This is a genomic window from Paenibacillus sp. BJ-4 (genome assembly GCF_020404765.1).
Classification (GTDB): Bacteria; Bacillota; Bacilli; order Paenibacillales; family Paenibacillaceae; genus Paenibacillus.
In genome coordinates this window covers 16,786-43,163 of record NZ_JAIVEM010000165.1, presented here as the reverse complement: position 1 = coordinate 43,163, position 26,378 = coordinate 16,786, and the positions used below count along the sequence as shown (strand labels likewise).

Below are 26,378 nucleotides of genomic sequence, written 5' to 3'. Positions count from 1 at the left end.
TTAGCTCTGAACAAACTGGTGCTGGGCCATTTCAAAAAAACTTAAAAGATCCTCGCGGGATGGGAATGCGGCCTGAGCTGATTGGTTGCTGCCGCCCCCCTTCCCTTGGAATGCGCCCAGATTCTCCTTAAAAAATGTCCCGCAGGCGACAGCCTGTGTGCCATTATGGGTCAGAATGATTTTGTTGTCTGCTGTTGTGGCTAATAAAACAAGCAAATCATGTTCATCTGTCAGCTTGACAGCCATTTGCTGTATTTCCTGAAACGATTTTTGTTCAAACATATGAGCAAGAACGTGCCCCTGAACCGTAGCGAGCAATTCTTTCGACTGATACGAAGCATTTTCCTTCTGCAGAAGCTCCATTTGCGCCTTGAGCTGCTTGTGCTCCTGCTCCCACTTTTCAAATCGGGTCAAAATGTCCTTTCGCCCGGTATTGAACTTCGCAGATAATACGTCCAGAATCCGAACACTCTCGTTAAAGTCCTGAAGTGCACGAGCGCCACATTTGAAATGGATTCTCGCCATGCCCTTCTGCTTCTCCCATTTCAGACATTTGATGATTCCAATCTCCCCCGTCTGAGCCACATGTGTGCCACCGCAAGCATTATATTCAATACCTTCAATCTCAACAATCCGAATATTCTCCGTCACTTTAGGCATTTTCACAAGCGGAATATCCTTCAATTGCTCATCGGTTACAAAGTAGCTTTTTATGCTGCGGTTACTGTAGATTTGCCGATTCACTTCCTGCTCGATTGCCGATAGCTGCGCAGATGTTACATTCGAACAATTGACGTCAATTGTGGCGTACTCTTGTCCCAAATGAAAACTTTCTGTACGCGCGCCCAACAGCTCCAGACAAACTGCTGACAACAAATGCTGTCCGCTATGCTGCTGCATATGGTCAAATCTGCGCTCCCAATCCAGTTGGCAGGCCCCTTCGCATCCTCCGGCAAATACTCTACCTGATGCCAGATTTCCCCTTCTTCCAGAAAAACATCCATCACCCGGATGTCCTGAATGGTTCCTGTATCGCACGGCTGTCCCCCTCCATGTGGATAAAAAGCCGTTTCCTCCAGCATGACAAAATACTTATCATCTCTTTCCATACTTCGGGTAATATGTGTGTCCCACTCCGTGAGGTTCGGGGCAGCGTAGTATAATTTTGTCGTCATTTAAAAGCTCCTCGCTTTAGGCATTAAATTTTAAAAAACGTCGCTTCACGATAAAACTGTCACCCAATTGGCTCGGAATCCAATGCACACGGTGATTTGAATGAATCTCCAGGCCCACACCAACATCCACTTTATTATCGAACACTAGATTGTAAATATCAATGGAGGGGATTACTTGACGACCTAACAATGGACTACCTCGTTTGGAGCCTTGGCAAAATTTAGCTTGTAATTCAATTTTGAATATATTAAGATTAGTCGGCTAACTAATTTAGGGACTGTCATAAACTGTTTAACGAAAGGAGCACCTATGGATTTCGATTTACGGGACTTACCTACGCGTGAGGCGCTGCAGGAATTTTCTATACGTATTCCCGAGATTGATGTAAGAGCTACAGAAGCTATGCTATTTTTTATGCGAGTATCTTCCAGTATCTTTAAAGTCAGTTTTGAGGGCTTTGAGAAATTCGGTATATCTCACGGAAAATTTTCAATTTTAATTCTCCTATACCGGAACATTCAGACTGGACTGTTGGCTACAGAGCTTGCAGAGAAAGTAGGAGTCAGCAAGCCTACAGTTACCGGTCTGCTTGATCGTATGGAACGAGATGGCCTTATTACTAGATCAAATCATCCCTCTGACCGTCGAATGAGCATTATTAAGCTGACCGATCAAGGAACAGAGTTGATGGTAAAGCTACTGCCTGTACATTTTACAAGCACCTCCAAGCTGATGAGCCACCTATCCACCGATGAAAAAGAGCTGCTGCTGGCATTATTGCAAAAAGTAGAAGCCGGCATCCCTCAAGCACAAGAGATATATAAAGCAGCAAAACCAGAATAAGTTTTAATTTCGCATTTTAGTTAGCTCGCTAACTTTTGAATTATTAAATAAAAGGAATAAATAAAATGTACATATCAGGTTATTTATTCACGTTTATGTTTATTACTCATTTCATAAATTTAAGGAGCGTATTTACCCATGAATCGCACACAAGTCACCAGTCTTATGATTCCTCTCATTTCTATTGCCTGTCTGATTGGCGGAGGCTTTCTGCTTCAGACCAACGGACAAGATCAAGTGAACGCTTCGCGATCCGTTAAAGGCACAACGCTAAATTCCGATAGCATTCATGTATCCTTTGAACAAGTAGGCGGCAAAATCCTCACCATCCCGGTAACTGAAGAAACTATGGTGAAAAAAGGGACTGTGCTGATGGCTTTGGACTCCAAAGATGTAGATTTGCAAATTGAGCAGCTGCAAACACAAATTGCCCAGTTCAATACGCAGATTAACCAACAACAACAATCCATCGACTTAGGTTATTCACGGGCTGCCACTCAGGAAAAGCAGGCACAGCTGGATATCGCGCAGGCTCAAGTCACTCAGAGTAAAAGTCAGGCGGCATTACAGCGAGCGCAAGCGGCTGAGCGTCAAGCCACTGCGGCAGAAAAACAGGTCAATGTTGGCGCTCGGGATGAAGATGTTCAGCAGCAACGAATTGCCGTAGCTTCTGCTACCAAAAGCTTTCAAACAGCTCAGACCAACTACAAGCGTAACAAAGCCCTATATGATGCAGGAAGTGTATCCAAAGCGGTGTTGGATGATACCGAATCCGCATTAACTTTAGCTACCAATCAGCTGAGCCAGCAAAAAGAGTCTCTTCAAAAGTTGCTGAATGGTGCAACTCCTGAAGAACGAATGCAAGCGAGTGAACAGACGATACAAGTATCCGTTTCAGTAAAGCAAGCCGAAGAGGAAATCCGTGGTGCCCAATTGTCCGTCGAACGTTCCAAAACCCAACTGGAAACCATTCAGCAGAGCCGTCAACAGTTAGCGGACCAGAAGCTGGCTATTGATCTTTTAAAGCAACAAAAAGACACACAAGAAGTTCAGCTTAAAACATTGCTGCTCAAAAAAGAACGCCTGGTGTTAAAAGCACCGCAGGACGGCAAGGTCACAGCAATCCATACAAAGGTCGGCGAAAATGTGGCACAAGGTGCACCCGTGCTGACACTGGAAACCAATGATTTATATTACGACCTCTATGTGAATGAAGAACAGGCGGGAAAATTCAAGGCCAATCAGGAAGTTAAAACTCACGTATCTGCTCTAAATAAGGACTTAAAGGGTACTGTGCGCTATGTAACAGCTGCACCACAATTTGCTAATGTAAAGATGTCCCGGGAAAAAGGTGAGGCGGATACCGCTACATTCCAAGTACGTGTGTATGTAACAAGAGAAGCATCCTTGCTACCAGGCATGACAGTTGAGGTGAATACGAATGAAATCTCTTCGTGACGAATGGTCGTACCTGGTTCATTCCAAGTATCCGATCATAGCTATTATTTTCCCGTTGATTGCAGTGCTGGGGTATTCACTGCTGCTTCCAAGCAGCCAAATTAACGATGCTAACGTAGTAGTAGTGGATCAAGATAACACAGCTTACAGCCGTGAACTGATTCAGAAAATAGATGCATCCCCGTATATGAATGTAGCAGAGATTGTTTCGTATACAGACAATCCTGAACAGTATTTTTATCACGAGAAGTATTTGGCTGTTATTTCCTTGCCACAGGGGTTGGAGGATAACCACAATCGCTCTCTTTCCAGCCGTGTGGGTCTGATTCTCGATAATACTAATGTTCAATCTATTACTTCGATCCGTACAGCCATGCAGGAAATCAGTGTTTCCGAGAATATGGAGCTATCCGTTCCAGCTATTTTGAAAACCGGAATGAACTCGGAACAGGCTCAGGGAGCCCTTAATGGCATCGCATTAGAAGTACGTTCCCTGTTTAATCCAACGAATGATTATCAGAATACGACGATACTTGCATTTACCTGTATGTTCTCTTTTATGATACTGAATATAAACAGTTTGCCTCTGATCGCCAGACTAAGGGTTTCCAAGAGGCTGGCTGCCGAGCTACAACATCCGTTCAATATACTGCTACGCATTCTTCCGTATACGCTGTTTTCGACGGCCGGTTTAATCTTCTCTCTCGGCATACTTAAAATGTTTGGAGGAGGCCGTTTCGAGGCTAATCCGATTGCCTTTATCATTCCGGTTGTCCTATATGTATTCGGTACCGTTTGTATGAATATTCTGGTTACATGGGGTGCTGCACATCCGGGGGTAGCCATCGGCAGAATGGTTATGATACTGATGCCTGCTTTTGTTCTCTCGGGGGCCGTGCTTTCAAGATCACTGTTTCCGCCTTTGGCGATCCGAATCGGTGATTTCTTCCCATTTGTATGGATGTACAAATTCCTGCGTACCATGGGGCTGCGTGGGGCGCCTTTGCAGGAGATGCTTCCCGAACTCGGTTCTCTATTACTATATGTCGGTGTACTCTCCATGCTGGTTATCGCCAGAGCGCTGTGGGAAAAACAGAAGCTGGCCAAGCTCACCACGGGTACTGCTCCTGAAATGGGGGCAACACATCCCGTTGTTCCAGCAAGCACACCTAGCGGCGGGTTATCTGTGCAAGGGGCACCGTCAGTACCTATGCATGAGCCTATAAAAGGATAGAGTCTCGTCTGTAAAATAAAAAAGGGTTAAGTGCCGTCTAACGAGCCTTAACCCTTTTTTCAATAATATGAAATTCTCATTGTTATCAGAATAAAATTCACTTATATGCCAGACCTAATTGATAAGCGTGCTCCAGTAAACCTTCAATGTATTCTTTCGATTCGGACAAAGTATCATAGAAGAACTCCACCTTGGACTCTCTTACTCTTGCGTAACCAGCAATGGCTTTATTCAAATATTGAGTAACCAAATCGTGATATTCATACTTGATCAGATGTTCTTTAGTCCCTCCCGCCAAGCACATCCACAAAACCTGCTTCGTCGTAAATTCCTGAAGTAAACCTTTGTTCCAGACTTTATCCAGGTACCCTTTTAGCATGGAAGGGACACTGTACCACCATAGTGGAAACACAAAGACCAGAGCATCCGCAGCTGCAATTCTGTCCATCTCTTTCCGCGTTTCAGGAGCATATTGTTTATGGGTCGTATTCCAATCCAGCTCATCTGCAGCGCTGTACACCGGATTGTATCCATCCCGATCCAAGTCCAAAATATCTACCTCGTGCTTATTCTCTTGCAATCCCTCTACAAAACGATTCATGACCGCAAGGGTAAGTGAATCTTCTCTAGGATGCGTGACGACCAATAGAACTTTCATGTATCCGTAACCTTCTTTCTCCTCATAATTGGTGAACCCTGTCTACAGATGCTATTATGGATGTTATACATTAAAGTGTGAAGTACGCACTTCAATGTACTGTAGGTACTTTAAGGTACCTTAGTGCCTTTTGTACTACAGATCGGAGAGGGGGAAAGTCTATGGAAGACAAAGCCAAAACCTATATGCTCGGGATCGAGGCAACTTTGGAGGTCATCAGTGGAAAGTGGAAAAGCATCATCCTACACCATTTAACCAGCGGCAGAAAACGTACATACGAACTTCGTCAACTCATTCCGAAAATCACCCAAAAAGTGCTCACCCAACAGCTTAGAGAGCTTGAAAAGGATGGAATCATCTACCGCATCATTTATAACCAGGTTCCCCCCAAAGTGGAATATGAGCTTAGTGAATATGGATGGGATTTTAAAGATCTGCTTGATCGTTTTTGCTTATGGGGAGAAGATCATTTGGATAGGATCTATGGAGATAAAACAAAGGTGCTGGAAGAGTATTCTGTGAAGGAAAAAAACGCCAAACAAGCACCACCTCTTTAAGGAGGCGTGCTTGTTTGAATGCTGTACTACATGCTCGTTGCTTGTACCTTTATAACGCCTGATTACCGTTAAATACTTCTTCAGTATAACTTTTATCCGTTCACCAATTGCAGAATCCAGTCTTTTATATCAACGATTCGTAATGATTTGGGACGTGTGTCCGTTCCGGAAATAATTAATGGGACAAGAGAATCCTTTTCATGCAGCGAACCATGAGCCCCTCCTCCGATGTGGGTAGGAGAACTTTCACCAACGAGTTCATATCCGGGCTTGACCGTCACGACAACGTATTTTCCTTCATGAGAATTCATGGCCCCGTACAGCCTCGCCAAAACGTCAGGATATATTCCATACTTGATCCGGTTGTTATTTATCTTCATATCGACAAGGCTTGCTTCCCCCGATAATGCCCATGATTGTCCATATTCATCGGTGAAGTTTCCACCGGGACGATAAGAGAAGCTGGCGACCTCTTTCCCCTTTGTAATACGTATATTATTGTTTTCGTCTTTCATTGCGATGATATCGAGCTTTTCCTCTTTTTGTAAATACTTCACTACGTCGGATAAGTTGACGTTATCATTAATCGCATACACATAAGCCATTCGTTCATTCGTAGAAAGGACAATTTGGTCTTCTATTCCTACAGATTGGTTTAACTGTGCTATGCGGTAATGGTTCAACAGCGGCTTTAGTTCTACTGTTGCTGCCTGTCGGTCATCATAAACTGCACTTTGCCCACTGTCTCCCAAGACGACCCATATAGCATTTTTTACAGCCTGCTCCCACGAACCATATGCGTTAAGCACACTTTGCAGTGCTTGATCCGCTTTTTCAATTCCTTTTAGCTGATTAGGGCCTTTTTTATGCACCAAGCTATCATTCTCTGGAAAGTAGGTGATGGTTACGCTGGGAAGTTTTTTTTGATTGATTAAAAAAGCGATATCTTTTGCAGAAAACTCGTTATTCATCCCGAATTTTTTCCACGGAGGAGTATTCCAGCTATTCTTCGGATCCAGTTGTGCAAAAGTTGCATAGGAAAACCATTGAGGTCCTGTGATTTTCAATTGTTCTGGTACACGGTTGCTGTTCGCTATGAAGCGAGGCACTTTTAGAACATGCTCGGTTCTTCCTCTATAAACAATAGCGTTAATTGAGGCAGATGCTTTTCCTTTGTCGGCCAGCTCTTCATGAATGGTTTTTGTTTTTTTGTTCAAATGAACTTGATTCAACTGATAGATAGCATCCAAAAACACTTGCATTTGATCTATCTTCAGAGCTTCTTTGGCACCATTTCCGTAGAAAATCATGCGTTTCTTATGGTCACTGTACCAAACAAGTCCGGGTACATGATGTTGATCTGCATACGTCCCTGTTAATAAAGTACTGTCAATGGTCACGGACATCGTGGGAAATGAACTCACAACCTGCGGGAAGTATTGTCCTTTTTTCATGAGATATTGCATTGCGGGTGCACGGCCTTCTTGAATTGCATTTTGCAAAGGCTTGCTCATTAAAGAATCAATCATGATAACTATGACAGGTTTGGCCCTATTATCCACTGGGATATTGGATTTGACACTTTGTTGATTGAGCTGTTGACTGGAGTCCGCCCTGCAACCGACAATCAGTAAACCTAAACCTAGCACTAGTACAATGGTCAATTTATTCTTTATTCCCATGTGTGTGCCTCCTTCTTTGAAAAACACAGTTCCCTTTGATTATTTATTTTTTCTTACATTAAAAAAATTATTCCTAATTGAATCATTGAGCAAAAAAGGTGATCCCATAAAAATCAAATTATAATTCCATGAATTTTTTTGATCTAATAGGCTCAAATTATCTATGTGACTCGACTAAATTAGAAAGATGGTGAATTCTCATTAACATTCCGTTCTCACCAAGACTTTATCATTGGTTTGTTCGTCCGAAATGGTTTACTAAAAAATATATCCATGATCATGTACATTCCCATTTTACTTTTGATGGCCAAACTGTACTGGATTTTGGCTGTGGTACTGGCGCAAATTGCTCGATGTTTAACCCGTTGTATTATGTTGGGATTGATCCTGATGCCAAACGAATTGATTATGCAAAGCGATTATATAACCACCATGCATTTCAGGTATTGAATAATAAGAGGTTTCCATTTGATAATGAGTCGTTCGATTACATACTTATTATCGCTGTATTGCACCATATTTCTTCAGAGGAAATATCAAGTTACATGAAAGAATTTCAAAGAATTTTAAAGCCGGAAGGAACCGTTATCGTTATGGAGCCCTGTCTATGCAAGAAAAAGCCGATATGTAACTGGTTTATGAAATGGTACGACAATGGGGAGTATATTCGTAATGAAGAAGAATATATTCGATTGTTTAGAGATCATGATTATGATTGCAGGGTCATAAAACGATTCCGAAAATGTTTTTTATACCATGAATTATTTTTCTCAGTAAAACCAAAATCACCAAAGGGAGGGGAGTATAACAATGACTACTACAAACATAAATGGATACTCAATGCACTACATTGATTCTGGAAAAGGAATCGCTATCGTCTTCATCCATCCCCCTGTACTCACGAGCTTAAATTTTACATACCAAATCCAAGGGCTATCGCCACACTTTCGAACTATTGCTTTTGACATCAGAGGTCACGGTAAAAGTCAGCCTTCCAAACAAACGGTTACTTACCCTCTAATCGCCCAGGATATCAAACAGTTGATGGACCAAATGAGCATTGATAAAGCTTTTTTGTGTGGATATTCTACCGGAGGCTCAATAGTGCTTGAGTTTCTTTTGACCTATCCGGATCGGGCATGGGGAGGCATCGTGATCAGTGGAATGTCGGAGGTAAATGAATGGCGATTAAGAAACAAAATTTTTATGGGTATGGCTCTCTCCAAAATCGGAGCAGTTGGTTCGATTGCGCTTTCTAATGCTTGGTCGCAAACAAAACAATTTTCTTTATTCCGTGAGTTATTTAACGATGCGAAACAGGGGAATTCCAGCAATGTCGAACAATATTACCGATACAGCCTGAAGTACAACTGTACCTCGCGGCTCAGGGAAATCCATCTTCCTGTCCTGCTCGTTTATGGGGAGGATGATAAACTCTTTCATCCTTATGCCAACATGTTATATCAACAATTGCCAAAGAGTGAGCTTGTTTTCATTAAAAAGGTCGATCACCGCCTTCCTACGAAGGCTGCGGGACCACTGAACGACCAGATCAAGCAGTTCGTAGACCGTTTCAGCCTTTAAGGTACACTCTTAGTACATGACCTCGCAAAAAATGGACAACTCATCAAAGGAAAAAAAATAATATTTTATACAGTGTAAATATACAAATTATGCTAACGTCATATATAGTTTAGATAGGATAGATATTTATTGTTCTGCTTCTAAATCTGAAGGGGTGTAAAAATGAAATGCTAACGCGTATTAAAAATCTTTTTGTTATCCCTAATTACCCGTTATTTATGGTCTGTATGTTATTGCAGGGTATGGCCATATCCATCAGTGCACCTTTTTTGGCTGTATATTTTACAAATACACTTGGCGTATCGGTTGGAACCTTTGGTGTTTTTACAGCTGTAACCTTGATATGTGGTATATGGATAAGCTCTCTGATTGCCAAGCGTTCTGATACTGGATTAGATCGCAAACAAATTTTGGTTATTTGTACGTTATTTAATGCGATAGCATTCGCAGGATATCTTGTAATTCAAAATTTTTATGTACTTTTTGTATATATGACTGTCTTCACAGCCATGGGGGCACCTGGAATGCCGCAGTTATTTGCCAGTGCACGTGAAGCGGTAGATCGCAGCAAATCAGCTGATCATGCCTTTGCCAATTCGACACTTCGTTCTATGTTTTCTCTTGGCTTTATCACGGGCCCACTCTTCGGGTCTTTTCTGATTGCACATACGGGATTTAAAGGTATTTTTGTAGGGACGACTTCTATTTTTATAATTATCGCTATACTTCTATTTTGTTTTATTAAGCAATCCCCTGCTCGACTCAAAAGTAAGGATCAGCTTTCACTTCACCACATTACATTACATAAAAATATTGAAATTCTGATCCCCTTCTCTGTCCTCACTTTGCTCTATGTGTCTCACTGGATGAATAATCTGAATATTTCTTTGTTTATCATTCACAATTTAAAAGGGGACACGAGTGACGTCGCTCTAGTATCTAGTATTTGCGCGCTATTAGAAATACCTTTGATGCTCATGCTGGGTGTACTTGCAGCTAAATACTCCAACCGTTTGCTTGTATCTTTAGGGGCTTTAACAGGAGTTGTCTATTATGTTCTCGTCCTTATGTCTACGGAAATGTGGCAGCTATTAATGGGACAGCTTCTTTTAGCCTTCTTTGTTGCAGTGATTTCGGCCATTGGCATCAGCTATATGCAGGATTTGTTGCCATCCCTTCCTGGATACGCCTCGACGCTATATTCCAATGCGACGACCATCGGAAGACTGGTGGGGAGCTTGATGGGCGGATTAACCGCTCAATGGATGGGGTATCGAAACTCCTATTGGGTATGCCTGGCCCTGATTCTCTGCTCCCTTGGTCTGCTGGCGCTTTCTAAAAAATTAGAGTTTGCAAAATCGGCCGCTCTCCAAGAAAGAAATCACAGTCTATAGCAACCATCACAAAAAAGCGGGATAAACGCTTGAAGCGCATACCCCGCTTATCTATTGAACATCACATTTGAAAGAAGCCGATTTATTTATCCGACTGCGGATTCCAATGATCTGTCGCACCCAGAACGGCTTTAACTGTGTATTGACTGGCTTCGTCGGCAGTAAGCTGTTTGGCCCAAGGTACACGCCCGCCACTCTCTGCACCTGGCCCGAAGTTGTCGAACTCTCCAAATCTTGCGGTCTGCCCATTGGATTCCTTGCCCCAATTGTTCCAGCCCCCCGGCTTGATATGGTCATCCATATATGTCTTCAAAAAAGTAACATGAGCGTAAGGGCGCCATGGCCGCCCAAGATCCACCTTGCCAGTCAAGCCATCTTCCATTGTCAGACGACATTGAATAAATACAAAATCCGGCTTGTTCTCTTCTGTTGAAGCTGCTGTCACATATCCGGCACGCAGGCTGTGTATGATCGAATTATCAAACACGGCAGGTGCATTGCCAAATATAAAATCTACACTGCCACTGATGTAGCTGTCCTTAAAATACTGTCTGCCACGGTTCACAAGCAACGTATCCTGTAGGCCGGTAATTTTGACATTGTGATACTTACCGCGATCACCTTCGGCATATAACGCTACAGCCTGCACCTGCCCAGTCCCTTCTGTATTGGCGATCATCACATTTTCCAGTATGAAATCAGGACTTTGCACACGCATTGTATAGCTGTTGCTAGTTCCTAATTCTTTTCCGTCCACCACGGTTCTGGCCGTATCATCAAAAGAAATGATCGTTTTATCCCGATCTTCTCCGATAATGCTCAGATTTTTTTTGCTGGAATTCACTTTTATTTTTTCACGCTACGTACCGTTTTTGAGATGGATAACAGTCCTTGTGTTGCTTGTTTTACTGCAAGGCTTGGATATCCTGAATCAGCATTTCAACATTTTCTTTCTTCGTAGCCCAACTGGTACAGAATCGAACAACACTATGTGTATCATCAGCCTTTTCCCAAAAGGAGTAAGTATATTTTTCTCTCAATGCCTTTAATATACGATCTGGTAAAATCGGAAACTGCTGATTGGTTGTAGAGTGGTATTGAAAAGAAAAGCCTTGCTCAGATAATCCGTTTTGAAGCAACATCGCCATATCTATAGCGTGTTTGGAATTTTCAAAGTATAAACCGTCTTCAAACAAAGTTTCAAACTGAATGCCCAACATTCTTCCCTTAGCCAGCAGCCCCCCTTTTTGCTTGATCATGTATCGGAAATCTTTTTTCAATGCATCATTTATAATGACTACCGCTTCTCCCATCAATGCTCCAATTTTTGTCCCGCCGATATAAAATACATCGCATAGCTTCGCTATATCTGCTAAAGATGCATCGTTGTCCACTGCAACTAAGCCATACCCTAAGCGAGCGCCGTCGATAAACAAGGGTAAGCCACATTCCCGGCAGACTTGACTTAACGCTTCCAGCTCAGATTTAGTATAGATCGTTCCATTCTCGGTAGGGTAAGAAATAAAAACCATACCGGGCTGTACGCTATACTCAGGAGCGGCATGACTCCAGTGAGCATCATACAGACCCTTTACCTGTTCGGCCCGGATTTTCCCATCATCACTTGGCAAAGTAAGTACTTTATGGCCAGTAGCTTCGATCGCTCCGGTCTCAAGTACGGCAATATGTCCAGAAACTGAAGCAATGACACCTTGATGCGGACGCAAAATAGAAGAGATAACCGTCGTATTGGTCTGTGTACCCCCAACTAAAAAGTGTACATCTGCATTTGGGGAGTCACATGCTTTTTTAATATAAGCTCTGGCTTTTTCACAGTGCTCATCCACACCATAGCCGCCAGTTTGTTCGTCATTCGTCTCCAATAGTCGCTGTAATATACGCTTGTGGGTACCTTCGGTATAGTCGCACTCAAATCGAATCATTTTGTATTCTCTCCAATTTCTCTAGTTTGTTCTGAATGAACACCATAGAAGCGTGTAACTCTTGAATCTCTTCCTCTGATAGACCTTGAACTAATTTTATGACTTGTTCGTCAGATCTTTCATCCAGTTGGTGATAGAACGCTTTTCCTTTAGGCGTCAAACGAATCAGATTTGTTCTATTATCCACTGTAGAATTTTCCTTAACAAGAAAGCCCTCTTTGCAAAGTTTAGCTATGATTCTACTCATATAACTGCGGTCAATTTTAAGAGAATCGACCAATGTATTGGCTATACATGGCTCGATCATACCGATCTCTATAATGACACGTGCTTCGATAAAGGAATACCCGCTATCCAGCACATGTCTATCTAATACACCCAGTATATTCGTATAAAATCGATTGAAACGTCTCATATCTGCGATGATCTCAGCATCTATATTGATTTATAACTCCCCCTATTTAGTGGACTTATGCAACAATTATATTAAGGATTTTTGTGGACTCTGTCAACGAAGACGCCAACATCATTCAAGTTATGTATCATATAAAAAGCACGCAGCAGGAAATCCTGTGCGTGCTCGATCGTTCTTTATTTTTCCTCCAACTCATCCGGTACATCGTATTTATTGATATGTGAGGTCATCGCTGCAACGGCCTGGCTGGCATCCGTCGTAGCCGGTACTTCTCTGACCACATCATCAGTCTGGTCACGAAAATTCAAACGGTCAGCCTCGACTTCTTTCTGTTGATTGGGTTTCATTTTCATTGTGCTCCTTTCTTATTCCAGTGTCTGATCCCGTTCTGTTAACGTGTACAAAGGTACTTCTCGTTCCTCTTCCGGATGGTTCAGCGCATAGATGCGTGCCGTCTCACGCTGCTCGTTCACATGCTGGATATAAATCGGCAACCCATCACACAGCACATTCGCCATTATGGGAGAGGACGCTATTTCTTGTGCTCTTTGGACATTCATTTGAAAGGCCTCCCTAGCTGATTAGGTTCGTCTTTACTATGCACAAGAAGAATATCTGTTATACACATTTCTTACCGACTTGCCCCTGTACAATAATTCTCTCAGATTAATTTGGGACACTTAAATACGTTTGCAGAAAGGATATCATTTGAAAAAATAAATATTATTGTTATTATAGATAGAGAGATTCAGTGAAAACTGCGATCTTCGAAGAAGCGAAAAGGAGTGATGATGAATGTTAAACATATTAATGGTTAACTTTCCGGCAGAAGGACATGTGAACCCTACGATTGGGATTACGCAAGCCTTTGCAGCACGGGGAGACCAGGTGCATTACATTACAACTGAGAAATACAAGGATAGACTCGAAGCAGTTGGTGCAACGGTTCATCTGCATCCCGATCTGGTGAGAACTGCTTCTATCAATGCCGCTTCTCCAGCTGGATTAAACGCATTTTTGAACATTCAAATTCAGACTTCGCTAGACATATTGGAAGTAACCCAGAAGTTGTCGGAAAGCATTAATTTTGATTTTGTGTTCTACGATAGATTCGGAGCAGGTGAATTAGTTAGGGATTATTTGAATATCCTCGGTATTGCTTCATCTCCATCTTTTCTTATTTCAAACAATCAGATGATTGTTAACCCCTTTCGTCCTGATGCTGAAGTACCGTTTCAGATTGATGAACAGACCACAACCTCTCTGCAGCACATGAAGGAAAGATTCGGTGTTGCGCCCAAGCATGTGTTTCAATTTATGAATAATTCAGGAGTTCTGAATGTGGTATATACCAGCCGATATTTCCAACCAAACGGTGACTTGTTTAGTGACGAGAATCTTTTTATCGGCCCCAGCTTTCCAGAACGCAAAGGGAAAAATTCATTTCCTCTCGATGCACTACAAGATAAAAAAGTTTTGTATATTTCGATGGGAACGGTTTTAGATCATACTGAGGACTTTTTTAACACCTGTATTGAAGCTTTTTCCGATTTTGAGGGTATTGTCGTGATTGCAGCCGGCGAGAAAGCTGACTTTTCAAAAATCAATCCATTCCCCGATCACTTTATCATCTCGCCCTATGTTCCTCAGCTTGAGGTATTACGTCATTCAGATGTGTTCATTACGCATGGTGGAATGAACAGCGTGAATGAAGGGATTCATTTCAATGTCCCCTTGGTCGTCCTGCCTCAAGACAAGGATCAGCCGATGGTCGCGCAGCGGTTAACGGAACTTCAAGCAGGCTATCGAATAACCAAAGACCAAATTAATGTGCAATCATTAAGAGATGCCGTACGTGAGGTGTTGTCCAACGGAGCCTATAAAGAGGGCGTACAAAAAATAAAAGAAAGCTTCCAGCAGTCCGGCGGTACAGCGGAAGCCCTCGCCAAAATTGATGCTTATCTTCAAAATGAGCTCGCGTAAATCGCGGGCTTTTTCTTGATCCTCTATGGAGCTATTCGAGTTCAACCTTGCCAAGCGATTTTTTGGCCGGGCCTTCAATGACTTCACCTTGATATGAATAGCGAGAGCCATGGCATGGGCAATCCCATGTTCTTTCCGCCTCATTCCACTCGACTTCACAGCCCATATGGGTGCAAGTTGTGTCCACTAGGTGCAATGCACCTTGCAGGTCACGGTAAGCGCCTGCCCTTTTGCCGTTCACCCGGATGACTGCCCCTTCGTCATGTTGCAGTTCTTCGGCTTTTTTGTGGCTCATTTCTAACTTCCCCGCAATCAGGTGTTTAGCCACATTTGCATTTTGAGCCACGAATGTTTTAACGTCGGGGTCCACATGAAATCTTGAAGGGGAGAATAGATCCTGGTACGGGCTTTTCTCTCCGGTAATCAGATTCGTATTTAATAAAGCCGCCGCCACACTTGTACTCATCCCCCATTTTCTATAACCCGTAGCTACGAAGATGTTAGAGATGTTGGATAGTTCCTGCCCGATATAGGGGAGCTTGTCTAGCGTATACAAGTCTTGGGCCGACCAGCGATAAGTGATTTCCTTTAATCCAAATGTTTTCTCTGCAAACTTTTCTAAAGCTTCATAGTACTGGAAGGTACAAATTCCTTGGCCCGTTTTGTGACCTTCCCCGCCGACGATCACCATCGGTTCTCCATTTACCAGTACCGAGCGGAGCGAACGTTTTGGGGTTTCCGCACTTAGGTACATACCACCCGGATAGATTCTGTCGGTCTTGACCGCTAGTGCATAAGAACGCTCGGCATGCAATCGTGCAAAATAAAGACCGCTCGGATCATTGAATGGAAAATGGGAGGAGGATACGACATGATTGCAGGTGATTTTATTCCCGTCGTTTGTTCTAATGATGGCAGGGTTTCCTTTTTCCACCCCTACAACGGTGGTTTGCTCATAAATTTCCCCGCCCTGACGGATGACTTGATTTGCTAAATGCTTTAAGAAAGGAACCGGATTGAACTGGGCCTGGTTTTTCATCATGATAGCTGCTTTCGTTGAAAACGGCAGAGGCGTTTGCTCGACATAACTTCCCGGAATGCCCAATTCTTCGTAGGCCTTATATTCGGCGGCGATTTTCTCCACATACGTATCTGCACATGTATAAACGTAGGCATCTTCTTCTGTAAATTGACAATCGATATTGTACTCCTCTACCGTTTGTTTAATGAATTGAAGAGCGTCGTGGTTGGCATCGTAATAGAGCCGGGTTTTCTCCTTACCAAAATGTGAAAGAAACTCGCTGTAGATCAAGTCATGCTGCGCGGTAATTTTGGCGGTAGTATGACCCGTTGTCCCATGAAGCATCCGCCCTGCGTCAACGACCGCAACTTTTAATCCTTTTTTAGACAGTAAATAAGCGGTGGTTATACCGGTGATTCCCGCACCTACAATGGCAACATCCACCTGAATATCCCCACTAAGCTTGGGAAAGCTGGGGATGTCAGTTGATGCTAACCAATAAGATTCCGGAAATTGCGGAAATATTGTATGAGATTCGTTTTTCATCATTTTTATAACTACCCCCTTGATTGCACTTTCTACCTATTATTATCATTATGGGCTTTTATATTCATGAAACGAATCTCTTAGTCAGGAAACACTCTGCTTTACAGATATTTACACTGATTAAATTCACCCAATAGGTGTTCCATCAGGTAGTATAATATCCGGTTTCAATAGAACTACATCCCCCTTCTCGGGTATTCCTCCAAGGACTAATACCTCTGATTTAAAGCCTGCTATACGTCGAGGAGGAAAGTTGACTATACCAATGATTTGTTCACCTATAATTTCTTCAGCCGTATACCTTTTTGTAATTTGAGCACTCGATGTTTTAATTCCGAGATCTTGTCCAAAATCAATCTCAAGTTTAATAGCAGGTACTTTTGCTTCTGCAAAAAACTCAGCTTTTATAATTGTTCCAACACGAATATCGAGTTGCAAAAAATCATCAATCGTTGCCATTTTAACATTCTCCCTCTCTTACTTTTTTTAAAAATTTCGCAAATAATCAGTTATATTTTTTATGTTTAACAAACGTATAGTCTAAAGATTTTGCCCAAAAATACATCCCCATACCGAATAAAGTCATCATTCCACCTGTGAATTGGGATATAGAGATTGTTTCACCTAAGAATAAGTAGGCGAGAATGATGGCGAGAACAGGTTCTCCAATAATACCCACCGAAACTGTAGTTGCACCTATTGATTTCAACAACAGATTAAAAATATATTGTCCAAAAATAGTTGGGATTACTGCAAGTAAAAAGAAATATGTCCAATCCGAAGAGTCATATTCTATCAAAGTGATATTATTTAACAAACTGTAGACTAACATGACGCTCCCACCAATAAAAAAGACAATAACACTGTATAAATTTGCGTTAATTTTACGACTTACTTTCTGTCCTGCCAACATATATGCTGAAACCAAAATTGTTCCTAATAAAGATAATCCATCTCCGATTAACGCTTCCCGCGAAACCCCGATGTCTCCCCAGGCTATAATGACTGAACCGAAAAGAGCAGCTATCAAACAAAGAATGGTTAATATATTCGTTCGTTCTCTGAACATAAAGTATGAACCAATCATTACAAATAAAGGTTGTAATGATAAGATGACCATGGAGCTCGCAACTGAGGTATATACTAAAGATTCCATCCAAAACAAGAAGTGTAACCCGAGAAATAGACCAGCTAAAAAAACGGTACTCCAATCTTTTTTGTTCATCTCTGAGGATCGGAGCCTTTTCCAGGGTACAAAAGGAAGCATAATGATTACTGATATATACAATCTGTACATCCCAGCCACAGCGGTTGGAGTATCTGAGGATTTTATCATGATGGATGAGATAGAAACAGACAGTATGCTGATGAACAGCAAAATATACGGATGAAACGGTAACGACGATTGATTTATTTTCACATGTACGCCTCCAAGATGTCTTATCCAATCGTCTGTGCACAGGATTGTAATGATAAGCCGAAAATCTGATATAATAATATCACCATTTTTATTTTATTTGTGTAACTATATCTTTAATTTATATAGAAATATCGTCATTAGAAAGGACCTCGCAAAAATGGAAAAACAATTGCACGAGACCATTTTATATCCCGATGTTTCATTTCCATACATCATGTACACCCATACTATTCATAGAAGTATCCCTGAAGGTAGAGGATTTAATGATTTACATTGGCACGAAGAACTACAAATCACTTTGGTTACTAAAGGAAAACTAGTTATACAAGTTAATGGGATTGATCATGAATTAGAAACCGGTCAGGCCATCTTAATTAATAAGGGTGTCCTTCACGTTACTACACACCTGACACATAACGGCCAATATGTCAGTTTTAATTTCCCTGAGAAGCTGCTAGCCTTTTATGCAGATAGCGCGATGGAAAAAAATTATGTACTACCTTATACAAACTCTTCCTTAGTGTCACTAGTAATAAAGGGAGATGTTGAATGGCAAAGTCAAGTACTAGAAATGCTTTGGGATATGCAAAAGAAATTTGATATGAAAAAAAACTGGGGGTGGGAATATGAGGTTTCCATCAAAACTGTTCAATTATGGTTAATTTTAATATCTAATATTTCGATTTCTGCCGAGGAAGCACCTAAATATATGAAACTGCAGCAGGAAAGACTACAACTGATGCTTAGCTTTATCCACCAAAATTACACAAACAATATAACATTGCAAGAAATTGCTGATGTAGCACATCTAAGTGTTTCAGAGTGTACTCGTAGTTTTAAGAGAACCATTCATATGACACCTTATGATTACTTGATTAAATACCGCATCAAGAAAAGCAGTGAATTATTAATCTCAACGCATTATACAGTAACTGAAATAGCCCACAGAGTGGGTTTTAATGATGCAAATCACTTCATTCAGTCATTTAAAAAACACCATAAAAAAACCCCTAGAGAATTCCGGAAATTGACCATTGATTAAAGAGTGAACGGATACATTTCCGACCGGTTCTATCCTTCAAATCAAGGGTGTCGCGCTCCTTTCATAATCCTGTGCTTCATTCTGCGAAACACCGCCGTATCGGACCAAAGCCGATGCGGCAATTTTGTACTGCTTCCATTAATCCGGACGGTTTGCAGGTATCCAACCGATCAGCAGCGCTCCACCCTCCGCATGGTTGCCTGCGTCAAGTTCACCTCCATGGCGCCTGATAATTGTTTGTGAAATGGTGAGCCCCAATCCGCTGCCGCCGGTTGAACGGTTCCTGGATGTTTCCCCCCGATATAAAGGTTCGAAAACCCGCTGCAGTTCTTCCGATGAGAAACCCGGCCCTGTATCACGTATCATAAACTTTACTTGGTCACTTTCTATATCACATTGAACAACAATTTCACCATAGGGGGGCGTATGCCTGACCGCATTATCCAAAAGGTTGCTGATGGCACGCTCCAATAAATGCATGTCACCGCGAATAAAGCAGCCGTCTGCAGCATGGTTCAAGATCGAGATGTGCTTTTGCCGAGCCGGCGGGCTCAGACTGTCCATCGATTTCTGGATGATAAGTTTAAAATCAACCGTTTTTTTGTTAAGTTCCTTTTCCAAATATTCTATCTTTGTAAATGTGAAAAGTTCCTCCACCAACCGGTCCAATTGTGCCGATTTTTCCTTGCAAACCGCCACATATTTGGCTATTTTCTCCGGAGATTGAGCAATTCCCTGCTCCAGCCCATCCAAGTAACCTCGCAAGGCGAACAACGGAGTCCGTAAATCATGCGCGACAGCAGCGATCACGAACCGGCGTTCTCCCTCCAATTCCGCTTGCTTCTGAAACGCTTGCTGAAGCCCCTTCACCATCACTTCGAATCCATCTCGCACTTCGCAAATTTCCGTGATTCTGGACCGGGGCATCTCCACATCCCATTTTCCAGCGGCGATTTGTCTGGCGGCGGAGCTCATCCTTTCGAGTGGCCTCAGAAGGAACCTGCGCATTTCAACACCGATAATAAAGAAAGCTAATGATAGCCCGGCAAATATCGAAATCATCTGAACCGTATTTGTTGACTTCGGCAGATAAATGACAACCCTCCCCAGTAATTGACCATCCTCGATGACGGAGAACCGTTCGGTTGACGACAAAGCGCTACGGCGCTCCGGATTAGAAAGGTAAATTTCCTGATCTGACGCAGATAGAATAGCCGCCTCCAACTTCGCTTGCTGCAACTCTTTACTCAATTCGTTTTGCCAATTCGCATCCCTCCATTTGTCCGAGCCTGTTTCGATCAGGTGCATAATTTCGGTTAAATGTCTTTGCATAAGCTCATCCTGCGGCTGATTATTTGGGAGCCTGAGCGTATTGGTTTCCATAAAGTGAGCTGTAAGAAAGAAGATCCACGGCACCAGCAGTATGAAGAAAAAGCACAGTAAAGTAAATGTACGAATGCGAAGTGTCCTCATGTTACCCTCCCTCGAAGCGGTAGCCTACTCCCCATACGTTGACGAGGAATTGCGGATGGTTCAGGTCGGATTCGATTTTTTCACGCAGCCGGCCGAGATGGACCCGAATCGTATGCCTATCGCCCACCCCATCCCAAAATCTTGCAAGCAGCTGTTCATATGTGAAAACATGTCTGGGGTGTTCGGCAAATAATTGCAGCAGCTGATATTCCTTCGGCGTGAGCACGACATTCTTGCCGTCCACGATCACTTCTCTAGTGGACAGATTCAGCTGGATACGACCAAAATCCAGGATCCTTTCACCTATTTGCTGCTGAGAAGCGGAACGCCGCATTACAGCTTTTACCCTGGCTACGATTTCGCCAGGCGAAGCAGTTTTGACGATATAATCATCACCGCCGAGCGTCAGCCCGCGAATCTTGTCCACATCATCGCTGCGTGCGCTCAAGAAAAGGATAGGAACATCACTCTCCGCCCGAATCCGGCGGCATAACTCAAACCCGTTTTGTCCCGGCATCATGATGTCAAGAATAATGCAATGAATGGAATTCTGCCCAAACATGGCCCACGCTTGAGCGGCATCCCAAGCGGTGATCACGTGAAAATTTTCGAACTCTAAAAAGTCCCTCAATAGCTCGGCGATACTTTGGTCATCGTCTACAACCAGTATTGTCGTTGCTTCGCTCATGAATATCCCACCTTCGGATTTCAGTTTATCATTTTTGCCGCAGTAAACTAACGGTACCACCTCTTTTGTGATGAATTGTTTATTGTTTTGTGACTATTTTACAGCTTCGTTTGAGATATTCGTTGGTTACAATACTTCTTGCGTACACGGACGGCCAATCCCGCGGGTAATGACTCGTCCTGCACGGAAACGGATAAAGGGGGATTTATGGATGTTAACGGTTCAAATCGTACTTTTTGACGGCTTCGACCTTCTGGATGCCATTGCGCCTTACGAGGTTTTTTGCGCCGCGGCGATGCATACTGACAACGCGCTAAGCGTGGAATTCGTCACCGCCGAAGGAGCGAGGTCTGTGACTAGCGGCATCAACGGGTTAAAAATTGAAGCAAGCAGCAGCCTGAATTCGGAACATGCGGGCATCATTCTCGTGCCTGGCGCGTCCGGTGACGTCGAAGAAGATGGCCCTGACTCCATCCCGGCTATTCTGGGTCGAGCCTTGAAAACAGAATTAACCGGTATGATTGAGCAGGCACTCGGGCAGAAAGACATCGTCGTCGCCACGGTATGCGGCGGCTCTTTGCTGCTGGCCATGGGAGGGCTCTTGGAAGGCAGACCGGCGGTAACGAATCATCTGGGCATGGATTTGCTTGGAGCAACCGGGGCCATTCCCGTCCCGGCACGTGTCGTGGACGACGGCAACCTGATTTCCGGCGGCGGCGTCACATCGGGACTTGATGTAGCGTTGTATCTGGTGGAACGTGAGCTTGGACCGCGTATCGCACATGCGGTAGAACAGTTATTCGAATTTGAACGGAGAGGGACGGTTTGGAGAGAAACAGGAATGGCGCTTAAGGGTCGCTTCGCATCACGAAACCCATGTGCTTAAATCTGAAATTCGAAGTTGCAGCCAACGGGGATGACATGACCGGAATCGCCAAAGCCGGTATACTGCCCGCATCCAAATTAACAGGAAAACGAGTTTCCTGACTGGAATTATGTATGGGTAATAAATATGGAGCCGCGGGGGTATTGGATGACATGAAAAAACGAAGAACACTATTCAGACTTTTGGCCTGTATCAGCATTCTATTTATTTTTTATGCGTTGATGAAAAATTATGTGATTGATCCCGGAGCGGCGGGATTTTTGAGCCGTAAAACCGGACTGAAGCGCGAGCTTAATCTCCCGGTCTGGTTGAACGTGATGTACATTCATGTTGCATTTGCATGTATTGCCATGGCGTCGGGGCTGCTCAACTTTTCTAATCGAATCTTTGAAAAAAGCCGCAGGTTCCATCGCATTAACGGCTACGTTTATGTCGTGTCCATACTTGTTGTCGTGCTGACTTCCGGCTACATGGCGCCTTACGCCACCGGAGGAAGGATCAGCAGTATAGGGTTCAATGTGATAAATATGATATGGCCGTTTATAACCATTATGGCGCTCGTACAAATCAAAAAGAAACGGATGGTCCGGCACCGGAACTGGATGATCCGCAGTTACGCCTTTTGTTTTACGAACATGATGATTCATCTCATCACTTCTCTTCTTCATCAGGGATTCGGTCTTGTGTACGCAGCCAGCTATACCATTGGCGTTTATGGCTCCATTGTGCTGCTGCTGGCCATTCCTGAAATCATCATCAGAACCATCGGTCAATCCGGAGAAAAAATCGCTTAAGTCGAACGGATTTTATTTCGCTTGCAAGAGTCGTTGAAGATGGTCCTTGCTTTGTGAGCGGAGGGAGCGACAACAACATTTCACCAAAAGATAATCTGCTGAAACTTTAAATTTATAATCCTTGGCTAAGTCCTAATATCTGATCATTAACATTTACATTACTTAATCCCCCGTGATAACAAACCACGGATGCAATGTCGAGGTCTAAATACTTTTTCAATGAGAGACGAGCTGCATTCATATCCGGTGTGGTCGGGACATGAATTCCCCCGAGAATCCCGTTTACACTGTACATCGAATCCCCAGCAATGAGAGTCTTGCTTTGCCTTAAATAAAGGCTGATATGACCGGGAGTATGCCCAGGAGTATGGATGATGAGAATCCTGCCGCAAAACGGCAGTTCCTGACCGTCAATCAAGGTATCGTCCACTCTGCCTTTCGGGGGATTCTCAAGGTGCCCGTCTTTTAAAAGCGGTATCTCCCCCTGAATATACGGCTTATCCAGTTCGTGTGCATAAACTTTAATATGATTACCACACTCCTGCAAAATCTCAGGAAGACTGCCTATATGATCCACATCCTGATGCGTCAAAATCACAACTTTTAGTTTGTCGAACGACACGCCTACCTTTTCCATGGCCACGCGTAAATCTTCAATTTGCCCTGGGAATCCTGTGTCTATTAAAACAGCCATTTCTCGATCCCACAAAAGAATGGGGTGAATCATATTCCCATGAAAATCTAGCTGAAGCATTTCTACTCCCTTTGAAATTTCCATAATATCAGGCCTCCGTAAAATGAAATTGCCACCCATGCGGCTCGCCGATCCCACAAATCACGAAAGGATCGCGTGACTTGTGGGATCGGCGAGTGCCTGTAATACTATAATAGGATCATGGGGTGAATCCAACTCTGTAGGGTTGCCTTTCTTTAATGTCTATGGATACGGTGCGAATGGACGTAATAGGAATAACAAGCGTCTGATATTGCGTAAGGTATTTAACGAACTGGTCGTCAACCTGATCCAATACCCCTTCGCATGCATTTGTCCCATCTATAAAATGAATAGTTACTTCCTTGCCTTGTAAGCTTGCTAACACGATATCACCTCGTATTTTCTTGAAGTTTCTTGCCGGATCATTAGATTTTGGCATACTCTACAAAGAAGTTATCACTTGATCAATAACACCATATTCCAGTGCCTCCTGAGCGGACATGTAAAAATCCCGATCCATATCTTTTTCGACTTTTTCCAAAGATTTCCCGGTCCGTTCAGCTGTGATACGGGTTGCCTTTTCACGAGTCCATAAAATTCGTTTTGCGCTGATCGCAATATCGCTGGCCTGCCCTTGTGCGCCGCCGTGCGGCTGATGGATCATAATCTCACTGTTCGGCAGCGCCGAACGTTTCCCTTTGGCCCCCGCCAGCAAAAGGATCGCGCCAAACGAAGCAGCAAATCCCGTACATATCGTGTGCACATCGGGTTTGATGTACTGCATCGTATCATAAATGGCAAATCCTGCGGAAGTAGAGCCGCCCGGGCTGTTGATGTACATGTAAATTCCTTTTTCCGGATCTTCCGCCGCCAGAAACAATAATTGAGCAATAATACTGTTAGCCAATTGATCGTCGATGGCTGCCCCTACAAACACAATACGATCCTTTAATAGTCTGGAATAGATATCGTACGATCTTTCACCTTGAGCAGTTTGCTCGACAACATAAGGAACATAAACACTCATTTTTTAACCCCCCACTTTCCTGTTTTCAGTTGATTTCTCCTTGTAAACGAACTAAGACCGTAAAAAGATACGGAGGCTTCAATGGAAAAACGATTTACGTAAATGGTGTAACTTTTACAACCACTTGTTCGTTTACATTGGAGGTAGCAAAGGACAGAATAAGACCGTGGAGGAGAAGGCCTAATCAAAATTGGGATGCGGAAGAATAATCAAACAAACGGAGAATGTACAGGCGGGACGCCAGATTCGTTTCACCAACGTTCAAGAAATAGTTGCAATGGAAACCATCTTGAAAGCCTATATTTATGAAGCCATTGAAGTTGAAAAAGCCGGTTTGGAAGTGAATTTTAAAAAGAATACAGAATTCATAAGTCTTAGACTGACGGTGCATCATGACGTACACCCGACAAGTATGACAGGATACCAAGAAGGCCAGTTTAATGGGAGCCCGTTTTTACTAGCGGAAATAGTGACAAACGATTCTCAGTCTAATAATGTAGTGTAGTCCTTAGATCAAAGTAATGACTGAGTAATGACTTCCATTAGATATGATATTGACTTTTAAATTCGAAAATCTCATCAACAGCTTGATGATACCCACCTGATTTTCGAAAGGATTCCCCAATATTTGCAGCAGCTTCCTTGAAAGAGGAGAGGCCTAACACATGATCTACAGCTTCACGTAGTTGATTTGCAGTCAAGCTTTGCATTTGTAATTTAATGCCTGCTCCGATATTGGCGACCTGCCCCGCAATGATCGGCTGATCCGCGCTTTGTGGGATTACAATTAGCGGAACCCCGTAATAGAGACCTTCATTGGTACTGTTCATTCCACCATGTGTAATAAATAATTTAGTGTATTGCAGTACATCGGTTTGTGGAACATAATTTTTCACGATGAAGTTTTTGGGAATTTCTCCTAAAGCAGAAATTTGGGTTTTATTCCCGATAGACATAACAATAGTATGATCAGTGTTCCCAAATGCCTCAAAACAAAGCTTATAGAAATCAATTGCTTGGTTAAAGACGGTACCCAGTGAAATGTAAATTGGGTTTTTCCCCTTGATTGCAGTAAAGTCGAAGTTTTCTTGAGTTAATCGTGAAGAAATGGATGGACCTACAAATTTATAAGTTGGGTCGAATGCTTCACCATGAGGTTGAAACTCCCTTGTTGTATAAACAATTGTAAGGGGTGCAGGATTACAAAACACTTCGTAAGGAGAATGGATCTCCACACCATATTTTTCCTTCACCATTACCGTTAGGCTTTGAAATTTATCGTTTATAGGTTTAACTATTTCTGCAGGGACTTTTATAGAAAATTGTTCCAACATTTTATCGAATGAACCTTTTGTCTGCGCAAAAGAAGTACAAGAGTTGATTGCAGGAAGCTTAAGAATTTGAGCAAGTAAACGTCCACAACCAAACATGGAATCATGGATGATGTAATCAAAATGCTCTCCTTTGATCTGTTCAAGAACGCTTGGTATGACTATATCTGCCGTAAGTAAAAGACCGTTGATTCTTTCGAGTAAATAATCTCTTCCACCTGAGATAAAGGCTTTTATAAATTTTTGATCATCAAATGTTCGTACTGACACTCCTGTCTTCTCAATACGCTCCCGAAAAGCTTCTATAGAAAAGTACACTACCTCTTCTCCACGCGAAATAAGCTCTTGCACAACTCCAATGGTTGGATTGATATGTCCCTCTGATCCACCATTAATAAATAAAACACGCGCCATTTCTGCCACTCCTTAGGTATACTGTTCTCTAAAATGTGTAAATAGTAAGGGACACTGTCCCATACCATCGCTCGAATCAAATAATGGAATCAAG

General features: G+C 42.8%; 27 protein-coding genes and 3 pseudogenes. 12 read left to right on the top strand and 18 right to left on the bottom strand.

From position 1 onward, the window contains the following. Together LCF57_RS24720 and LCF57_RS24715 are read right to left on the bottom strand one after the other, a co-directional pair. Nucleotides 1-1,175 (bottom strand): annotated as a pseudogene (locus LCF57_RS24720) (alanyl-tRNA editing protein). Nucleotides 1,176-1,191: 16 nt separating this feature from the next. Continuing rightward, nucleotides 1,192-1,365, bottom strand: coding sequence for a hypothetical protein (locus tag LCF57_RS24715; protein WP_226003032.1), 174 nt, complete (start codon nt 1,363-1,365; stop codon nt 1,192-1,194). A 120-nt stretch (nt 1,366-1,485) separates the two neighbouring features. Between LCF57_RS24715 and LCF57_RS24710 the strand changes: the two genes are divergently transcribed. From LCF57_RS24710 to LCF57_RS24700, 3 genes are all read left to right on the top strand, one after another. Continuing rightward, a complete protein-coding gene (locus LCF57_RS24710; protein ID WP_226003031.1) occupies nt 1,486-2,019 on the top strand; it encodes a MarR family winged helix-turn-helix transcriptional regulator in 534 nt (177 codons plus the stop codon). A gap of 138 nt (nt 2,020-2,157) precedes the next feature. After that, the gene (locus LCF57_RS24705; RefSeq protein ID WP_226003030.1) at nt 2,158-3,477 is read left to right on the top strand and encodes an HlyD family secretion protein; all 1,320 of its coding nucleotides are present in this window, start codon (nt 2,158-2,160) and stop codon (nt 3,475-3,477) included. Then, nucleotides 3,461-4,711, top strand: a complete 1,251-nt coding sequence (locus tag LCF57_RS24700; protein ID WP_226003029.1) for an ABC transporter permease — start codon at nt 3,461-3,463, stop codon at nt 4,709-4,711. Before LCF57_RS24705 ends, LCF57_RS24700 begins: the two co-directional genes overlap by 17 nt. A gap of 97 nt (nt 4,712-4,808) precedes the next feature. Here LCF57_RS24700 and LCF57_RS24695 read toward each other — a convergent pair whose 3' ends face one another. After that, complete coding sequence (locus tag LCF57_RS24695) at nt 4,809-5,369, bottom strand: NAD(P)H oxidoreductase (protein WP_226003028.1); 561 nt, start codon at nt 5,367-5,369, stop codon at nt 4,809-4,811. Between the two features lie 161 nt (nt 5,370-5,530). Here LCF57_RS24695 and LCF57_RS24690 point away from each other — a divergent pair, with 161 nt between their 5' ends. Further along, nucleotides 5,531-5,926, top strand: coding sequence for a winged helix-turn-helix transcriptional regulator (locus LCF57_RS24690; RefSeq protein WP_226003027.1), 396 nt, complete (start codon nt 5,531-5,533; stop codon nt 5,924-5,926). Between the two features lie 92 nt (nt 5,927-6,018). Here the strand turns inward: LCF57_RS24690 and LCF57_RS24685 are convergent, their stop codons facing one another. Continuing rightward, nucleotides 6,019-7,608: an alkaline phosphatase family protein gene (locus tag LCF57_RS24685; protein WP_226003026.1), complete on the bottom strand. Its 1,590-nt coding sequence runs from the start codon at nt 7,606-7,608 to the stop codon at nt 6,019-6,021. Nucleotides 7,609-7,802: 194 nt separating this feature from the next. Between LCF57_RS24685 and LCF57_RS24680 the strand changes: the two genes are divergently transcribed. The 3 genes from LCF57_RS24680 to LCF57_RS24670 all read left to right on the top strand — a co-directional run bounded on the left by LCF57_RS24680 (nt 7,803) and on the right by LCF57_RS24670 (nt 10,586). After that, nucleotides 7,803-8,462, top strand: coding sequence for a class I SAM-dependent methyltransferase (locus LCF57_RS24680; RefSeq protein ID WP_318840798.1), 660 nt, complete (start codon nt 7,803-7,805; stop codon nt 8,460-8,462). Beyond that, nucleotides 8,419-9,192 (top strand): alpha/beta fold hydrolase, encoded by a 774-nt coding sequence (locus tag LCF57_RS24675; RefSeq protein ID WP_226003025.1) that lies wholly within the window; start codon nt 8,419-8,421, stop codon nt 9,190-9,192. Before LCF57_RS24680 ends, LCF57_RS24675 begins: the two co-directional genes overlap by 44 nt. Before the next feature lie 167 nt (nt 9,193-9,359). After that, nucleotides 9,360-10,586, top strand: coding sequence for a sugar efflux transporter (locus LCF57_RS24670; protein ID WP_226003024.1), 1,227 nt, complete (start codon nt 9,360-9,362; stop codon nt 10,584-10,586). Nucleotides 10,587-10,668: 82 nt separating this feature from the next. Here the strand turns inward: LCF57_RS24670 and LCF57_RS24665 are convergent. From LCF57_RS24665 to LCF57_RS24645, 5 genes and pseudogenes are all read right to left on the bottom strand, one after another. Further along, a pseudogene (locus LCF57_RS24665) lies at nt 10,669-11,487 on the bottom strand (pectinesterase family protein); the annotation flags it as partial. Between the two features lie 4 nt (nt 11,488-11,491). Next, nucleotides 11,492-12,529: a threonine aldolase family protein gene (locus LCF57_RS24660; RefSeq protein WP_226003022.1), complete on the bottom strand. Its 1,038-nt coding sequence runs from the start codon at nt 12,527-12,529 to the stop codon at nt 11,492-11,494. Next, nucleotides 12,516-12,944, bottom strand: coding sequence for a MarR family winged helix-turn-helix transcriptional regulator (locus tag LCF57_RS24655; protein ID WP_226003021.1), 429 nt, complete (start codon nt 12,942-12,944; stop codon nt 12,516-12,518). The genes LCF57_RS24660 and LCF57_RS24655 overlap by 14 nt, the downstream gene beginning before the upstream one ends. A gap of 176 nt (nt 12,945-13,120) precedes the next feature. Further along, the gene (locus LCF57_RS24650; RefSeq protein ID WP_226003020.1) at nt 13,121-13,291 is read right to left on the bottom strand and encodes a hypothetical protein; all 171 of its coding nucleotides are present in this window, start codon (nt 13,289-13,291) and stop codon (nt 13,121-13,123) included. An 18-nt stretch (nt 13,292-13,309) separates the two neighbouring features. Continuing rightward, the gene (locus tag LCF57_RS24645; protein ID WP_226003019.1) at nt 13,310-13,504 is read right to left on the bottom strand and encodes an H-type small acid-soluble spore protein; all 195 of its coding nucleotides are present in this window, start codon (nt 13,502-13,504) and stop codon (nt 13,310-13,312) included. A 235-nt stretch (nt 13,505-13,739) separates the two neighbouring features. On the opposite strand from LCF57_RS24645, the gene LCF57_RS24640 reads away from it, so the two are divergent. Then, a complete protein-coding gene (locus LCF57_RS24640) occupies nt 13,740-14,927 on the top strand; it encodes a macrolide family glycosyltransferase (RefSeq protein WP_226003018.1) in 1,188 nt (395 codons plus the stop codon). Between the two features lie 31 nt (nt 14,928-14,958). On the opposite strand, the gene LCF57_RS24635 is transcribed toward LCF57_RS24640, so the two are convergent. The 3 genes from LCF57_RS24635 to LCF57_RS24625 form a co-directional block, all read right to left on the bottom strand. Next, nucleotides 14,959-16,497, bottom strand: a complete 1,539-nt coding sequence (locus tag LCF57_RS24635; protein WP_226003017.1) for an FAD-dependent oxidoreductase — start codon at nt 16,495-16,497, stop codon at nt 14,959-14,961. Nucleotides 16,498-16,620: 123 nt separating this feature from the next. Continuing rightward, nucleotides 16,621-16,953 (bottom strand): chaperone CsaA, encoded by a 333-nt coding sequence (csaA, locus tag LCF57_RS24630; RefSeq protein ID WP_226003016.1) that lies wholly within the window; start codon nt 16,951-16,953, stop codon nt 16,621-16,623. A 46-nt stretch (nt 16,954-16,999) separates the two neighbouring features. Next, nucleotides 17,000-17,914, bottom strand: a complete 915-nt coding sequence (locus tag LCF57_RS24625) for a DMT family transporter (RefSeq protein ID WP_226003015.1) — start codon at nt 17,912-17,914, stop codon at nt 17,000-17,002. 157 nt (nt 17,915-18,071) lie between these two features. On the opposite strand from LCF57_RS24625, the gene LCF57_RS24620 reads away from it, so the two are divergent. Then, nucleotides 18,072-18,956 (top strand): AraC family transcriptional regulator, encoded by an 885-nt coding sequence (locus LCF57_RS24620; RefSeq protein ID WP_226003014.1) that lies wholly within the window; start codon nt 18,072-18,074, stop codon nt 18,954-18,956. Nucleotides 18,957-19,094: 138 nt separating this feature from the next. Here the strand turns inward: LCF57_RS24620 and LCF57_RS24615 are convergent, their stop codons facing one another. Then, nucleotides 19,095-20,429 (bottom strand): sensor histidine kinase, encoded by a 1,335-nt coding sequence (locus LCF57_RS24615; RefSeq protein ID WP_226003013.1) that lies wholly within the window; start codon nt 20,427-20,429, stop codon nt 19,095-19,097. A 1-nt stretch (nt 20,430) separates the two neighbouring features. Beyond that, a complete protein-coding gene (locus tag LCF57_RS24610) occupies nt 20,431-21,117 on the bottom strand; it encodes a response regulator transcription factor (RefSeq protein ID WP_226003012.1) in 687 nt (228 codons plus the stop codon). 211 nt (nt 21,118-21,328) lie between these two features. Between LCF57_RS24610 and LCF57_RS24605 the strand changes: the two are divergent. Together LCF57_RS24605 and LCF57_RS24600 are read left to right on the top strand one after the other, a co-directional pair. Continuing rightward, nucleotides 21,329-22,104, top strand: a pseudogene (locus LCF57_RS24605) (DJ-1/PfpI family protein). Between the two features lie 51 nt (nt 22,105-22,155). Beyond that, nucleotides 22,156-22,797 (top strand): DUF2306 domain-containing protein, encoded by a 642-nt coding sequence (locus tag LCF57_RS24600; RefSeq protein ID WP_226003011.1) that lies wholly within the window; start codon nt 22,156-22,158, stop codon nt 22,795-22,797. Between the two features lie 112 nt (nt 22,798-22,909). On the opposite strand, the gene LCF57_RS24595 is transcribed toward LCF57_RS24600, so the two are convergent. From LCF57_RS24595 to clpP, 3 genes are all read right to left on the bottom strand, one after another. Beyond that, nucleotides 22,910-23,575 carry an MBL fold metallo-hydrolase gene (locus tag LCF57_RS24595; protein ID WP_226003010.1) on the bottom strand — a complete coding sequence of 222 codons (666 nt, stop codon included), beginning with the start codon at nt 23,573-23,575 and terminating at the stop codon, nt 22,910-22,912. 115 nt (nt 23,576-23,690) lie between these two features. Further along, nucleotides 23,691-23,897, bottom strand: coding sequence for a hypothetical protein (locus LCF57_RS24590; RefSeq protein ID WP_226003009.1), 207 nt, complete (start codon nt 23,895-23,897; stop codon nt 23,691-23,693). Nucleotides 23,898-23,954: 57 nt separating this feature from the next. Then, nucleotides 23,955-24,539 (bottom strand): ATP-dependent Clp endopeptidase proteolytic subunit ClpP, encoded by a 585-nt coding sequence (gene clpP / locus LCF57_RS24585; RefSeq protein WP_226003008.1) that lies wholly within the window; start codon nt 24,537-24,539, stop codon nt 23,955-23,957. Nucleotides 24,540-24,729: 190 nt separating this feature from the next. Here clpP and LCF57_RS24580 point away from each other — a divergent pair, with 190 nt between their 5' ends. Next, nucleotides 24,730-25,044, top strand: a complete 315-nt coding sequence (locus LCF57_RS24580; protein ID WP_226003091.1) for a hypothetical protein — start codon at nt 24,730-24,732, stop codon at nt 25,042-25,044. 37 nt (nt 25,045-25,081) lie between these two features. On the opposite strand, the gene LCF57_RS24575 is transcribed toward LCF57_RS24580, so the two are convergent. Continuing rightward, nucleotides 25,082-26,284 (bottom strand): macrolide family glycosyltransferase, encoded by a 1,203-nt coding sequence (locus tag LCF57_RS24575; RefSeq protein WP_226003007.1) that lies wholly within the window; start codon nt 26,282-26,284, stop codon nt 25,082-25,084. Nucleotides 26,285-26,378: the final 94 nt, after the last annotated feature.

What these genes read in the sequence shown, in the direction of transcription:
- LCF57_RS24710 (WP_226003031.1), top strand. Translation starts at nt 1,486, where the DNA reads ATGGATTTCGATTTACGGGACTTACCTACGCGTGAGGCGCTGCAGGAA.
- LCF57_RS24705 (WP_226003030.1), top strand. Translation starts at nt 2,158, where the DNA reads ATGAATCGCACACAAGTCACCAGTCTTATGATTCCTCTCATTTCTATT.
- LCF57_RS24700 (WP_226003029.1), top strand. Translation starts at nt 3,461, where the DNA reads ATGAAATCTCTTCGTGACGAATGGTCGTACCTGGTTCATTCCAAGTAT.
- LCF57_RS24695 (WP_226003028.1), bottom strand. Translation starts at nt 5,369, where the DNA reads ATGAAAGTTCTATTGGTCGTCACGCATCCTAGAGAAGATTCACTTACC.
- LCF57_RS24690 (WP_226003027.1), top strand. Translation starts at nt 5,531, where the DNA reads ATGGAAGACAAAGCCAAAACCTATATGCTCGGGATCGAGGCAACTTTG.
- LCF57_RS24685 (WP_226003026.1), bottom strand. Translation starts at nt 7,608, where the DNA reads ATGGGAATAAAGAATAAATTGACCATTGTACTAGTGCTAGGTTTAGGT.
- LCF57_RS24675 (WP_226003025.1), top strand. Translation starts at nt 8,419, where the DNA reads ATGACTACTACAAACATAAATGGATACTCAATGCACTACATTGATTCT.
- LCF57_RS24670 (WP_226003024.1), top strand. Translation starts at nt 9,360, where the DNA reads ATGCTAACGCGTATTAAAAATCTTTTTGTTATCCCTAATTACCCGTTA.
- LCF57_RS24660 (WP_226003022.1), bottom strand. Translation starts at nt 12,529, where the DNA reads ATGATTCGATTTGAGTGCGACTATACCGAAGGTACCCACAAGCGTATA.
- LCF57_RS24655 (WP_226003021.1), bottom strand. Translation starts at nt 12,944, where the DNA reads ATGAGACGTTTCAATCGATTTTATACGAATATACTGGGTGTATTAGAT.
- LCF57_RS24650 (WP_226003020.1), bottom strand. Translation starts at nt 13,291, where the DNA reads ATGAAACCCAATCAACAGAAAGAAGTCGAGGCTGACCGTTTGAATTTT.
- LCF57_RS24645 (WP_226003019.1), bottom strand. Translation starts at nt 13,504, where the DNA reads ATGAATGTCCAAAGAGCACAAGAAATAGCGTCCTCTCCCATAATGGCG.
- LCF57_RS24640 (WP_226003018.1), top strand. Translation starts at nt 13,740, where the DNA reads ATGTTAAACATATTAATGGTTAACTTTCCGGCAGAAGGACATGTGAAC.
- LCF57_RS24635 (WP_226003017.1), bottom strand. Translation starts at nt 16,497, where the DNA reads ATGATGAAAAACGAATCTCATACAATATTTCCGCAATTTCCGGAATCT.
- csaA (WP_226003016.1), bottom strand. Translation starts at nt 16,953, where the DNA reads ATGGCAACGATTGATGATTTTTTGCAACTCGATATTCGTGTTGGAACA.
- LCF57_RS24620 (WP_226003014.1), top strand. Translation starts at nt 18,072, where the DNA reads ATGGAAAAACAATTGCACGAGACCATTTTATATCCCGATGTTTCATTT.
- LCF57_RS24615 (WP_226003013.1), bottom strand. Translation starts at nt 20,429, where the DNA reads ATGAGGACACTTCGCATTCGTACATTTACTTTACTGTGCTTTTTCTTC.
- LCF57_RS24610 (WP_226003012.1), bottom strand. Translation starts at nt 21,117, where the DNA reads ATGAGCGAAGCAACGACAATACTGGTTGTAGACGATGACCAAAGTATC.
- LCF57_RS24600 (WP_226003011.1), top strand. Translation starts at nt 22,156, where the DNA reads ATGAAAAAACGAAGAACACTATTCAGACTTTTGGCCTGTATCAGCATT.
- LCF57_RS24595 (WP_226003010.1), bottom strand. Translation starts at nt 23,575, where the DNA reads ATGGAAATTTCAAAGGGAGTAGAAATGCTTCAGCTAGATTTTCATGGG.
- clpP (WP_226003008.1), bottom strand. Translation starts at nt 24,539, where the DNA reads ATGAGTGTTTATGTTCCTTATGTTGTCGAGCAAACTGCTCAAGGTGAA.
- LCF57_RS24575 (WP_226003007.1), bottom strand. Translation starts at nt 26,284, where the DNA reads ATGGCGCGTGTTTTATTTATTAATGGTGGATCAGAGGGACATATCAAT.